The sequence below is a fragment of the Streptomyces sp. NPDC002671 genome (assembly GCF_053592475.1).
The window spans coordinates 165461-177127 of record NZ_JBSFVU010000003.1 but is presented as its reverse complement, the minus strand read 5'-3'; the positions used below and the strand labels follow the sequence as shown (position 1 = coordinate 177127).

12 protein-coding genes and 1 tRNA gene are annotated in these 11667 nt (G+C 70.8%); 5 read left to right on the top strand and 8 right to left on the bottom strand.

Going from position 1 to position 11667, the window contains the following annotated elements; translation table 11 throughout:
* Positions 1-62: 62 nt before the first annotated feature.
* From ACWD35_RS05665 to ACWD35_RS05640, 6 genes are all read right to left on the bottom strand, one after another.
* A complete protein-coding gene (locus ACWD35_RS05665) occupies positions 63-974 on the bottom strand; it encodes an LLM class flavin-dependent oxidoreductase (RefSeq protein ID WP_451349862.1) in 912 nt (303 codons plus the stop codon).
* A gap of 42 nt (positions 975-1016) precedes the next feature.
* Positions 1017-1139, bottom strand: a complete 123-nt coding sequence (locus tag ACWD35_RS05660; protein WP_451349861.1) for a hypothetical protein — start codon at positions 1137-1139, stop codon at positions 1017-1019.
* Between the two features lie 11 nt (positions 1140-1150).
* Complete coding sequence (locus ACWD35_RS05655; RefSeq protein WP_451349860.1) at positions 1151-1699, bottom strand: RNA 2'-phosphotransferase; 549 nt, start codon at positions 1697-1699, stop codon at positions 1151-1153.
* 121 nt (positions 1700-1820) lie between these two features.
* Positions 1821-2768 carry a MerR family transcriptional regulator gene (locus ACWD35_RS05650; RefSeq protein WP_451349859.1) on the bottom strand — a complete coding sequence of 316 codons (948 nt, stop codon included), beginning with the start codon at positions 2766-2768 and terminating at the stop codon, positions 1821-1823.
* A 34-nt stretch (positions 2769-2802) separates the two neighbouring features.
* Positions 2803-4554, bottom strand: coding sequence for an SDR family oxidoreductase (locus tag ACWD35_RS05645; protein WP_451350066.1), 1752 nt, complete (start codon positions 4552-4554; stop codon positions 2803-2805).
* An 11-nt stretch (positions 4555-4565) separates the two neighbouring features.
* On the bottom strand, positions 4566-5408 hold the full coding sequence (locus ACWD35_RS05640; RefSeq protein ID WP_451349858.1) for a M24 family metallopeptidase: 843 nt from the start codon (positions 5406-5408) through the stop codon (positions 4566-4568).
* Between the two features lie 217 nt (positions 5409-5625).
* On the opposite strand from ACWD35_RS05640, the gene ACWD35_RS05635 reads away from it, so the two are divergent.
* The 5 genes from ACWD35_RS05635 (at position 5626) to ACWD35_RS05615 (ending at position 9487) form a co-directional block, all read left to right on the top strand.
* A complete protein-coding gene (locus ACWD35_RS05635; RefSeq protein ID WP_451350065.1) occupies positions 5626-6591 on the top strand; it encodes an ABC transporter ATP-binding protein in 966 nt (321 codons plus the stop codon).
* Positions 6581-7489, top strand: a complete 909-nt coding sequence (locus ACWD35_RS05630) for an ABC transporter permease (RefSeq protein ID WP_451349857.1) — start codon at positions 6581-6583, stop codon at positions 7487-7489. Before ACWD35_RS05635 ends, ACWD35_RS05630 begins: the two co-directional genes overlap by 11 nt.
* The gene (locus ACWD35_RS05625) at positions 7486-8397 is read left to right on the top strand and encodes an ABC transporter ATP-binding protein (RefSeq protein WP_451349856.1); all 912 of its coding nucleotides are present in this window, start codon (positions 7486-7488) and stop codon (positions 8395-8397) included. The genes ACWD35_RS05630 and ACWD35_RS05625 overlap by 4 nt, the downstream gene beginning before the upstream one ends.
* A 10-nt stretch (positions 8398-8407) precedes the next feature.
* Complete coding sequence (locus tag ACWD35_RS05620) at positions 8408-9127, top strand: ABC transporter permease subunit (protein ID WP_451349855.1); 720 nt, start codon at positions 8408-8410, stop codon at positions 9125-9127.
* Between the two features lie 257 nt (positions 9128-9384).
* Positions 9385-9487: transfer RNA gene (locus ACWD35_RS05615), tRNA-OTHER, on the top strand.
* A gap of 45 nt (positions 9488-9532) precedes the next feature.
* Here ACWD35_RS05615 and ACWD35_RS05610 read toward each other — a convergent pair.
* Entirely contained in the window at positions 9533-10366 is an 834-nt protein-coding gene (locus ACWD35_RS05610) for an HAD family hydrolase (RefSeq protein ID WP_451349854.1), read from the bottom strand.
* Positions 10363-11640 (bottom strand): serine--tRNA ligase, encoded by a 1278-nt coding sequence (gene serS / locus ACWD35_RS05605; protein ID WP_451349853.1) that lies wholly within the window; start codon positions 11638-11640, stop codon positions 10363-10365. Before serS ends, ACWD35_RS05610 begins: the two co-directional genes overlap by 4 nt.
* Positions 11641-11667 lie beyond the last annotated feature (27 nt).

The window sequence follows — 11667 nt, the reverse complement described above, 5'->3', positions numbered from 1 at the left end:
ATGAGACACAGACGACAGATGAGACACCGCCGGCAGACATAGCCGACCCCCTGCCCCGTGCGTCAGTCCAGCTGGGCGAGCGCCTCCATGGCGATCCGCTCGAAGACCTTCTCGTCCGCGGCGAAGTCGGAGTCCGGGATGGGCCAGTGGATCACGATCTCGGTGAAGCCCAGCTCCCGGTGCCGGCCGGCGAAGTCCACGAAGGCGTCCAGGGACTCGAGCGGCCGGCCGCGGTCCGGGGTGAAGCCGGTGAGCAGGACCTTGTCCAGCTCGGCCACGTCCCGCCCGGCCTCGGCGCACGCCTCGGCCAGCTTGCCCGTCTGGGCGGCGAGGGCCGCCACGGACTGCTCAGGGGTGCCGTTCTCGTACAGCTTCGGGTCGCCGGTGGTCACCCACGCCTGGCCGTGGCGCGCGGCGAGCTTGAGTCCGCGCGGGCCGGTGGCCGCCACCGCGAACGGCAGCCGGGGGCGCTGCACGCAGCCCGGAATGTTCCGCGCCTCGTGCGCCGAGTAGAACCGGCCGTCGTACGTCACCGCGTCCTCGGTGAGCAGCCGGTCCAGCAGCGGCACGAACTCGGCCAAGCGGTCGGCGCGCTCGCGCGGGGTCCACGGCTCCTGCCCCAGCGCCGTGGCGTCGAAGCCCGTGCCGCCCGCGCCGATGCCGAGGGTGATCCGGCCACCGGAGATGTCGTCGAGGGAGATCAGCTCCTTGGCGAGGGTGACCGGGTGCCGGAAGTTCGGCGAGGTGACCAGTGTGCCGAGGCGGAGCCGGTCGGTGACGGCGGCGGCGGCGGTCAGCGTCGGTACGGCGCCGAACCAGGGGCCGTCGCGAAAGCTCCGCCAGGACAGGTGGTCGTAGGTGTACGCGGTGTGGAAGCCGAGCTGCTCGGCCCGCACCCAGGCCGAACGGCCGCCCTCGCTCCAGCGGCGGTACGGGAGGATCACGGTGCTCAGACGCAGACTCGGCAGACTCATGCGTCCGAGAGTACGGGGACCTCCGACAACGGCCGAAAGCGGTCACCGTACGCGGCTGCTCAGCCACGGAGTGAGCAGCTCGACATACGTCTCGTGCGGCAGCGAACCGTCCGGGTCGGTGGTGACGCCGACGCCCGTGGAGCCGCCCGAGCACCTGCCCAGCACCCGGTGGCTGGTCAGCGCGGGCCGGGGAAGCGCAGGTACTGCGGGGGTACGGCCTCGGTCAGCCACACTCCGTTCGCGCTGACGTGGAAGACGTGGCCGTCGCGGTGCATGGCGCCGGCGTCGACGGTGAGGACGACGGGGCGACCGCGCCGGGCGCCGACCCGGGTGGCGGTCTCGCGGTCTGTCGAGAGGTGGACGTCGTGCCTGCTCATCGGCCTGAGGCCCGCTGTCCGGATCGCGTCCAGGTTGCGGGCGACGGTGCCGTGGTAGAGGTACGGCGGCGGGGTCGCCGGGGGCAGCCCGAGATCGACCTCGATGCTGTGGCCCTGGCTGGCGCGGATTCTCGTCCCCTCGATCGCGAAGCGCTGCTTGTCGTTGTCGGCCACCACCTGGTCGAGTTCCGCGCGGGTGAACCGGAAGCCGTGGGCGGCGGCTGCCGCGATCAGCGCGTCGATCTCGATCCAGCCGCCCTCGTCGAGGACGAGCCCGATCCGCTCGGGCTGGTGGCGCAGGTGTTTCGAGAGGTACTTCGACACCTTCACGGTGCGTCTTTCGTCCATGCGTCCAGCGTGCGGGAGAGACGCGGATCACGCAGGTTGTTTTTGCCCGAAGGTTTGATCCACAACCAAGTGTGGTTATCCACAGGGGAATTGGCGAAGGTGTGGATAACTGGCAGGCTGTTTAGGGTGATTCGCTAAGTTTGTTGGGAGCTGGGGAAGATGAGGCGAGGGTATCCAACGCCCGTGCCTTCACCTCGCGTTCGGCTGCCAGTGCAATGAATGTCGATGTCTGTTCGTGACCAACCAGCTTTTCCACGGCATCGATCGTCTCTGCGGGGAGGGCGACCGGGCGGGTGCCGGAGGCGGGTTCGGCCGGTTGCGTGGCGCCGAGGTGTGTCCGGAGGTGGCGGGCGGCGAACAGGCGCATGGCGCGGGCAAGTTCGGCGTCCACGGTCTGCTGGGCGAGGGGGCGCAGGCGTCGTACGAGCGAGGCCGCTTCCGCCGCGTCCGCGTCCGTACGGTGGCCCGAGTCGTCCAGGTAGCGGGCGAAGACGTGCTCGGTGGTGAACTCAAGGAAACGGGCGGCTATGTGCTCCACCTGACCCCTCAACTCCCGTAGGTGGCCCGAGATCGCGGACAGCGGAACACCGGCCGCGTGCAACTCGACGGCAACGGACAGCTCTTGGGGGCTCGGGACGAGGAAGACGCCGGAGGCGCCGTCGACCCGCTCCAGGACGCCGAGGTCGACCGCCTCGGCCACGGCGTCGTCGTCCGCGGTGCCGCCGAAGCGGGCGTCCAGCTCGACGCGGGTGATGCGGGCCGGTTCCTCGTCCGTCCAGGGCCCCTCCACCTCCGTGACCAGGCCGAGGACCCCGCCCAGGCCGCGCCCGCTGTCCCAGGCGTCCAGGAGTTCCTTGATCGAGGCCAGCGTGTAGCCGCGGTCGAGGAGCTGGGCGATCTGGTGCAGCCGGGTGACGTGCGCCTCGGAGTAGAGGTTGGCACGCCCCCGGCGCTCCGGGCGGGGGAGCAGGCCCCGGTCCTGATAGGCGCGGATCGTACGCACGGTCGCGCCGGTGTCGTGGGCGAGATCCTCGATGCGATAGGTCCGGCCTGGCGGGAGGTCGGTCATGGGCGGTTCCTCCGGTGGTGACCGGGCCTGTTGCTCACAACTTCGGCTCGACCCTCGCCAGCCGTCGCAGCGCTCCCGGCATGTACCGCGACAGCAGGTGCGCGCCCTTGGCCTCCGGGGTCACCGGGACCACCGCCCTGTTCCGGGTGACCGCGTCCAGGATGGCCTCCGCCACCTTCTCCGGCGGGTAGTTGCGCATCCCGTACAGGCGCGCCGAGTTCTTCTGGCGGCGGCGCTCCTCGGCCGCGTCGACACCGGCGAAGCGGGCCGTGGAGGTGATGTTCGTGTTGACGAAGCCGGGGCAGATCGCGCTCACCCCGATGTCCTGGCCGGAGAGTTCGGCGCGCAGGCACTCGGAGAGCATCAGCACGGCCGCCTTGGAGGTGCTGTAGGCGGGCAGGGCGCGGGAGGGCTGATAGGCCGCCGCGGACGCGATGTTGACGATGTGGCCGCCCTGGCCGCGCTCGGCCATCTTCGCGCCGAAGAGCCGGCAGCCGTGGATCACGCCCCACAGGTTCACGTCGAGGACCTTGCGCCAGTCGTCGGTCGTGGTGGCGAAGAAGGAGCCCGACAGACCGATGCCCGCGTTGTTGACCAGCACGTCCAGTACGCCGTACTCGCGGTGCACCTTCTCGGCGAGCTTCTCCATGGTCTGCTCGTCGGCGACGTCCGCCGTCTCCGCCCAGGCCTCGGGGGCGCCGATCAGCCGGGACAGCTCGGCGGTGCGGGCCGCGCTCTCCGCGTCCCGGTCGACGGCGACCACGCGCGCGCCGGCCTCGGCGAACGCGAACGCCGTCGCCCGGCCGATACCGCTGCCCGCGCCGGTGACCAGCACCAACTGCCCGCCGAAGCGCTGGACATGGCGGCCGGTGGCCTGCGGCTCGGGGCGGTCGCCGTCCCCCGAGGCGATGAACTCGGCGATCCAGGCGGCCAGTTGGTCGGGGCGCGTGCGCGGGACCCAGTGCTTGGCCGGGAGCGTGCGGCGGGTCAGCTGCGGCACCCACTGCCCCAGGTCGTCGTAGAGGCGCTCCGAGAGGAACGCGTCCCCCTGGGGTGTGATGAGCTGCACGGGCGCGTGCGCGTACGCGTCCGGGCGCGGCCGGAGCAGGCGGGCGCGGACGTTGTCCCGGTACAGCCAGGCGCCGTGCGCGGCGTCGGAAGGCAGGGAGGCGGTCGGGTAGTCGCCGCCGGGGACCTTCTCGACCCGCTGGAGGATCTTCGGCCAGCGCTTGCCGAGCGGGCCGCGCCAGGCCAGTTCAGGCAGGGCGGGCGTGTGCAGCAGGTAGACGTACCAGGACTTGGCGCCCTGGCCGAGGAGCTGGCCCACCCGGCGGGGCGTCGGACGCTTCACGCGCGCGTTGATCCAGTGCCCGAAGTGGTCCAGGGACGGCCCGGAGATCGAGGTGAAGGAGGCGATACGGCCCTCGGTGCGGCCGACCGTGACGAACTCCCAGGACTGCACCGAGCCCCAGTCGTGTCCCACCAGGTGCACCGGCCGGTCCGGGCTGACCTCGTCAAGGACGGCCAGGAAGTCGTCGGTGAGCTTGGCCAGCGTGAAGCCGCCGCGCAGCGGCTGCGGCGCCGTGGAGCGGCCGTGGCCCCGGACGTCGTAGAGCACGACGTGGTAGCGGCCGGCCAGGCGGTTCGCGACCTCCGACCAGACCTCCTTGCTGTCCGGGTAGCCGTGCACCAGCACGACCGTCGGCTGCTCCGGGTCGCCCAGCTCGGCCACGCACAGCTCGACGCCGCCGGTCCTCACCCAGCGCTCGCGCGCACCCTTCAGCATCGAAAGTGCCGTCACTTCTCCTCCGCCCAGCGCCGCACGTGCGGCAGTTCGTCGTCCAGCCAGAACGCGCTCTCCTCGGGGTCCCGGGAGTCGGTGACCACCAGGATCTCCTCGAACTTCGCGCCCGTACCCCTGAAGCCGAGGTGCGGTTCCACCGCCCACAGGCCCGGCTGCGGCGGGTGGTCCGAGAAGCGGTACGGCGACCACAGCGGCGACCAGCCCTCGCGGTGGCCGTGCAGCGCGTCGCTGGCCAGTCCCTTCAGGGACTGGGTGCCGAACCCGAACAGGTGGGGCGAGAAGCGGCGCGGCTTCACCCGGTCCACCTTGTGGGCGATCACACCGAACGGGTACGCCCGGTGCCGGTTGGCGTAGCCCTGGCGGGCCATGAGGCGTTCCACGTCCTCGTAGATCTCGCGCAGCGAGCGCCGCTCGCGCACCTCGCGCAGGATCAGCTCGCGGTGCGCCTCCAGGTCGGCCATCAGCCGGTCCTGTACCGGGTTCGCGCCGAGCGAGCCCGAGTAGCCGATGTCCGCGGTGTATCCCTCGTAGACCGGAGCCATGTCCAGGATGAACGGCATCCCGGGCTCCAGTCTGCGGTCGGTCGGGAAGAACTGCAGCGGGACGCGGAAGTTCACGAACGCCGTGCGGTCCCCGAACCAGGCGAAGGGCAGGTGGAACCAGTCCCGCACCCCTCGCTCGCGCAGCCACTGCCGCTGCATCCGAGCCGCCTCGCGCTCGGTCACGCCCGGCTCAAGGCGCGCCGCGATCGCCTCCGCGCACTCGTAGGCCAGGCGCTGCACGCGCCTGAACCCCTGAAGTTCAACGGAGGGTTCACTGCTCACTGCCGTCGTCATGCCGCCCCGTCCCGTCGTGCCGCCGACTCGTCCCGTCGACTGCGGTACGCGTCCGTAACTTGACACTGGTGAATGTGACAGTTGTTAGAGGCGGCGTCAATAGGCGTGCTCGGGCAGGGGAACCCCTAGGGCCCCGTAATACCGGAGTCTGACGCCAAAACGGCTCTGAGGTCTGACGACCGGCGTGGCTCGGATCACTACCGTCGAAGGCGTGACTGTGATCGCGACCGAAAGCCTGAGCAAGCGGTTCCCCCGGGTGACCGCGCTCGACCGGCTGTCCGTGGACATCGGGCCCGGTGTGACCGGACTCGTCGGAGCCAACGGCGCCGGCAAGTCCACCCTGATCAAGATCCTGCTGGGTCTGTCCCCCGCCACGGAGGGCCGCGCCGAGGTGCTCGGCCTGGACGTCGCCACGAAGGGCGGCTCCATCCGCGAGCGCGTCGGATACATGCCGGAGCACGACTGCCTGCCGCCCGACGTCTCGGCCACCGAGTTCGTCGTCCACATGGCGCGCATGTCCGGTCTGCCGCCCACCGCCGCGCGCGAGCGCACCGCGGACACCCTGCGCCATGTCGGCCTGTACGAGGAGCGCTACCGCCCCATCGGCGGCTACTCCACCGGCATGAAGCAGCGCGTGAAGCTCGCCCAGGCGCTGGTGCACGACCCGCAACTGGTCTTCCTGGACGAGCCGACCAACGGCCTCGACCCGGTCGGCCGCGACGAGATGCTCGGCCTGATCCGCCGCATCCACACCGACTTCGGCATCTCGGTCCTGGTCACCTCCCACCTGCTCGGCGAACTGGAGCGCACCTGCGACCATGTCGTCGTCATCGACGGCGGCAAGCTGCTGCGCTCCAGCTCCACCAGGGACTTCACGCAGACCACGACCACCCTCGCGATCGAGGTCACCGACAGCGACACCCACCCCGACGGCACCCGCGCGGTCCGCGACGCGCTGCACGCGCGCGGGGTGGAGATCCAGGAGGACGGCGACGGTCTGCCCGGCGCCGGACACATCCTGCTGCTGAGCGCCGCGGGCGAGGAGACGTACGACCTCGTCCGGGACGTGGTCGCCGACCTCGGCCTCGGCCTGGTGCGCATGGAGCAGCGCCGGCACCACATCTCCGAGGTGTTCACCAACAGCGACGAACAGCGGAAGGAGGCCGTCGGCCATGGCGGTTGAGCAGCCCCTGGCGACGCACAGCGGCGACCAGTCCCGCATCCACGACATCGGCTACCGCGGCTACGACGGCCCCCGCCTGGGCCGCGCCTACGCCCGCCGCTCGCTGTACTCGCAGTCCCTGCGCGGCGCCTACGGCCTCGGCCGCTCGGTGAAGTCCAAGGTGCTGCCGATGCTGCTGTTCGCGGTGATGTGCGTGCCCGCCGCCATCATGGTGGCCGTCGCCGTCACCACCAAGGCGCACGAACTCCCCGTGTCCTACACCCGCTACGCGATCGTCATGCAGGCCGTGATCAGCCTGTACGTCGCCTCGCAGGCACCCCAGTCCGTCTCCCGCGACCTGCGCTTCAAGACCGTGCCGCTGTACTTCTCGCGGCCGGTCGAGACCGCCGACTACGTACAGGCGAAGTTCGCGGCGCTGGCCTCGGCCCTGTTCGTGCTCACCGGCGCCCCACTTCTCGTGATGTACGTGGGCGCGCTGCTGTCCAAGATGGGCTTCGCCCATCAGACCAAGGAATTCGCCCAGGGACTGGTCTGCGTGACCCTTCTCTCGCTGCTCTTCGCCGGCATCGGCCTGGTCATCGCGGCCGTCACCCCGCGCCGCGGCTTCGGCATCGCCGCCGTGATCGCCGTACTGACCATCACCTCCGGCGCCGTCTCCACGCTCCAGGCCATCGCCGACACCCACGGCAACAGCGACGCCGTTCCGTGGCTCGGCCTGTTCTCGCCCATCACGCTGATCGGCGGCATCCAGTCCGCCTTCCTGGGCGGCAGCTCCCCCTACCCCGGCGGGGTGAGCCCCTCCCACGGGCAGGGCGCCGTGTTCGTCCTGGTCGCCCTGGGAGTGATAGCCGCGAGCTACGGCCTCCTGGTGCGCCGCTACAAGAAGGTGGGCCTGTGACCACGCTGAGCATCGACCACGTCTCCCGCTGGTTCGGCAACGTCGTCGCCGTCAACGACATCACCATGACCATCGGCCCCGGGGTCACCGGCCTGCTCGGGCCCAACGGCGCCGGCAAGTCCACGCTCATCAACATGATGGGCGGCTTCCTCGCCCCCTCCACCGGCACGGTCACCCTCGACGGGCAGCCGGTGTGGCGCAACGAGGAGATCTACCGGCACATCGGCATCGTCCCCGAGCGGGAGGCGATGTACGACTTCCTCACCGGCCGCGAATTCGTCGTCGCCAACGCCGAGTTGCACGGCCTGGGCGCCAAGGCGGCCGGGCGGGCCCTCGCCACGGTCGAGATGGAGTACGCGCAGGACCGGAAGATCTCCACGTACTCCAAGGGCATGCGGCAGCGCGTGAAGATGGCGAGCGCGCTGGTGCACGACCCGTCACTGCTGCTGCTCGACGAGCCCTTCAACGGCATGGACCCGCGCCAGCGCATGCAACTCATGGAGCTGCTCAGGCGGATGGGTGACGAGGGCCGCACGGTGCTGTTCTCCTCGCACATCCTCGAAGAGGTCGAGCAGCTCGCCCGGCACATCGAGGTCGTCGTCGCCGGGCGGCACGCGGCCAGCGGCGACTTCCGCAGGATCCGCCGCCTGATGACCGACCGCCCGCACCGCTACCTGGTGCGCTCCAGCGACGACCGGGCCCTCGCGGCGGCGCTGATCGCGGACCCGTCGACGTCCGGCATCGAGGTCGACCTCGCCGAGGGTGCGCTGCGTATCCAGGCCGTCGACTTCGGCCGCTTCACCGCGCTGCTGCCGAGAGTCGCCAGGGACCACGGCATCCGCCTGCTCACGGTCTCGCCGTCCGACGAGTCCCTCGAGTCCGTCTTCTCGTACCTGGTCGCGGCGTAGGAGGCCGAAGATGTACGACCCCACCGTCGCCCGGCTCACCTACCGGGCCCTGCTCGGCCGTCGCCGGGCCCTCATCCTCGGCGCGCTGCCGCTGCTACTGATCGTGATCTCCGCGGTCGTGCGCGCGCTGGCCGGCGCCGACGACCAGACGGCGGCCGACCTGCTCGGCGGCCTGGCCCTCGCCACGATGGTGCCGATCATCGGCGTCATCGCGGGCACCGGCGCGATCGGCCCGGAGATCGACGACGGCTCCGTGGTGTATCTGCTGTCCAAGCCGATCAAGCGCCCCGCGATCATCTTCACCAAGCTGATCGTGGCCGTCGCGGTGACCATGGTGTTCTCCGCGGTGCCGACACTGATAGCGGGCTTGATCCTCAACGGCAACGGCCAGCAGGTCGCCGTCGCCTACACGGTCGCGGCCCTGGTCGCCTCCATCGCCTACGCGGCGCTCTTCCTGCTCCTCGGCACGGTGTCGCGGCACGCGGTGGTCTTCGGGCTGGTCTACGCGCTCGTGTGGGAGGCGCTGTTCGGCTCCCTCGTCTCGGGCGCGCGCACGCTGAGCGTCCAGCAGTGGGCGCTGGCCGTCGCCCACAAGGTCACCGGCGGCGAGCTGATCACCTCGGACGTCAGCCTGCCGACGGCGACCGTGCTGCTGGTGACGGTCACCGTCCTGGCCACCTGGTACGCGGGCCAGAAGCTGCGGGCGCTGACGCTGGCGGGCGAGGAGTAGGCCGGCCGGCGGTTAATTCGGTGGTGTCCAACTCGGCGGTGGGGCACAGTGGTTGTGCCCCTTCCGCCGGGAACGTCCCGGCGCCGCGTTCTGGGAGAGGAGGCGGGCGATGTCCATGCACGGCAGTACGCCCGGCTCCCGGCAGGGCAGCCCGAGGCCGGCTCCGGAGTAATCGCTACCCCTCCGTGGAGCCATGGGAACTGCCCGGGGCGGTCGCTTCGAGCACGCGATGTCGCTCTCGCGTGGACCGCCCACCCGGAGGATTGGCCGAGTGGTAAGGCACCGGCTTGCGCTGTGTTCAATCAGAAGCAGGTCGCGGTCGGGGGTAACCCCGCGCACGTTCGATCCGTGCATCCTCCGCAGAAGAAGCAGAAGAAGCAGAAGAAGCAGAAGAGGCTGAGAAGCTCAGCCCAGCAACCGTTCCAGCACCACCGCGATGCCGTCCTCCTCGTTGGAGGCCGTCACCTCGTCGGCCACCGCCTTCAGTTCCTCGTGGGCGTTGGCCATGGCCACGCTGTGGGACGCCCAGGCGAACATCGGGATGTCGTTGGGCATGTCACCGAAGGCCATCGTGTCAGCCGCCTTCAGCCCCAGGCGGCGGGCCGCGAGAGACAGGCCCGTGGCCTTGGACAGGCCCAGGGGAAGCAGTTCCACGATGCCCGCGCCCGCCAGGGCCACGGTGACGAAGCCGCCGGCCGCGTGGCGGGCCGCCTCGGCCAGCTCGTCGTCGCCCAGCGTCGGATGCTGGATGTAGATCTTGTTCAGCGGGGCGGTCCAGAGGTCGGACGCGTCCGTGAAGGGGACCGCGGGGAGGCTGCCCGTGACCGCGTAGCCCGGCCCCACCAGCACCTCGCCGTCGAGGCCGCTGCGGCTCGCCGCCAGGTACAGCGGGCCCACCTCGGCCTCGATCTTGGCCAGCGCCACGCCCGCCAGCTGCCGGTCCAGGGTGACCGACGTGAGCAGGCGGTGCGCCCCGGCGTCGTAGACCTGCGCGCCCTGGCCGCAGACGGCGAGGCCCTCGTAGCCGAGGGCGTCGAGGATGTGCCGGGTCCAGGGGACCGCGCGGCCCGTGACCACGATGTGGGCCGCGCCCGCCGCGGTGGCCGCGGCGAGCGCCTCACGCGTGCGCTGCGAGACCGACTCGTCGGAGCGCAGGAGCGTTCCATCGAGGTCGGTCGCGATCAGCCGGTACGGGAACCCTCCGGAGGCAGACCCTCCGGAGGGAGACTCGTGGCTCACTTGGCGACCGGCTCCAGGACCTCCCGGCCGCCCAGGTACGGCCGCAGGACCTCGGGCACGCGGACCGAGCCGTCGGCCTGCTGGTGGTTCTCCAGGATCGCCACGATGGTGCGCGGTACGGCGCACAGCGTGCCGTTGAGCGTGGCCAGCGGGCGGACCTGCTTGCCGTCGCGGACGCGGATCGACAGGCGGCGGGACTGGAACTCGGTGCAGTCCGAGGTCGAGGTCAGCTCGCGGTACTTGCCCTGGGTCGGGATCCACGCCTCGCAGTCGTACTTACGGGAGGCCGAGGCGCCGAGGTCGGCGGAGGCGACGTCGATGACGCGGAACGGCAGCTCCAGCGAGGTCAGCCACTGCTTCTCCCACTCCAGCAGGCGCTTGTGCTCCTCCTGCGAGTCCTCGGGAGTGACGTACGTGAACATCTCGACCTTGTCGAACTGGTGCACGCGGAAGATGCCCCGGGTGTCCTTGCCGTGCGAACCGGCCTCGCGGCGGAAGCAGGGGGAGAAGCCCGCGTAACGCAGCGGCAGCTTGTCCGCGTCGATGATCTCGTCCATGTGGTAGGCCGCCAGCGGCACCTCGGACGTGCCGACCAGGTAGAGGTCGTCCTTGTCGAGGTGGTAGACGTCCTGCGCGGCCTGGCCGAGGAAGCCGGTGCCGGCCATGGACTGCGGGCGGACCAGCGCCGGGGTCAGCATCGGCGTGAAGCCGGCCGCCGTCGCCTGCGCGAGCGCCGCGTTCACCAGGGCCAGCTCCAGCAGGGCGCCGACGCCGGTGAGGAAGTAGAAGCGGGAGCCGGAGACCTTGGCGCCGCGCTCGACGTCGATCGCGCCGAGCAGCTGGCCCAGCTCCAGGTGGTCCTTGGGCTCGAAGCCCTCGGCGCCGAAGTCGCGGATCGTGCCGTGCGTCTCCAGCGTGACGAAGTCCTCCTCGCCGCCGACGGGCACGTCGGGGTGGACGAGGTTGCCGAGCCGGAGCAGCAGCTGCTGGGTCTCGGCGTCGGCCGCGTCGCGCTCGGCTTCGGCGGCCTTGACGTCGGCCTTCAGCTGCTCGGCGCGCTTGAGCAGCTCGGCCTTCTCGTCGCTGGTGGCCTTGGGGATGAGCTTGCCGAGCGACTTCTGCTCGGCGCGCAGCTCGTCGAAGCGGACGCCGGACGACCTGCGCCGCTCGTCGGCAGACAGGAGGGAGTCGACGAGCGCGACGTCCTCTCCACGGGCGCGCTGGGACGCGCGCACACGGTCGGGGTCCTCACGGAGCAGGCGAAGGTCAATCACGTGGCCAAGGCTACCGGTGCGGGGTTC

Coding starts and splice junctions, on each gene's coding strand:
- ACWD35_RS05645 (WP_451350066.1), bottom strand. CDS start 4,554: ATGCTGAAGGGTGCGCGCGAGCGCTGGGTGAGGACCGGCGGCGTCGAG.
- ACWD35_RS05620 (WP_451349855.1), top strand. CDS start 8,408: ATGTACGACCCCACCGTCGCCCGGCTCACCTACCGGGCCCTGCTCGGC.
- ACWD35_RS05630 (WP_451349857.1), top strand. CDS start 6,581: ATGGCGGTTGAGCAGCCCCTGGCGACGCACAGCGGCGACCAGTCCCGC.
- ACWD35_RS05640 (WP_451349858.1), bottom strand. CDS start 5,408: ATGACGACGGCAGTGAGCAGTGAACCCTCCGTTGAACTTCAGGGGTTC.
- ACWD35_RS05650 (WP_451349859.1), bottom strand. CDS start 2,768: ATGACCGACCTCCCGCCAGGCCGGACCTATCGCATCGAGGATCTCGCC.
- ACWD35_RS05655 (WP_451349860.1), bottom strand. CDS start 1,699: ATGGACGAAAGACGCACCGTGAAGGTGTCGAAGTACCTCTCGAAACAC.
- ACWD35_RS05665 (WP_451349862.1), bottom strand. CDS start 974: ATGAGTCTGCCGAGTCTGCGTCTGAGCACCGTGATCCTCCCGTACCGC.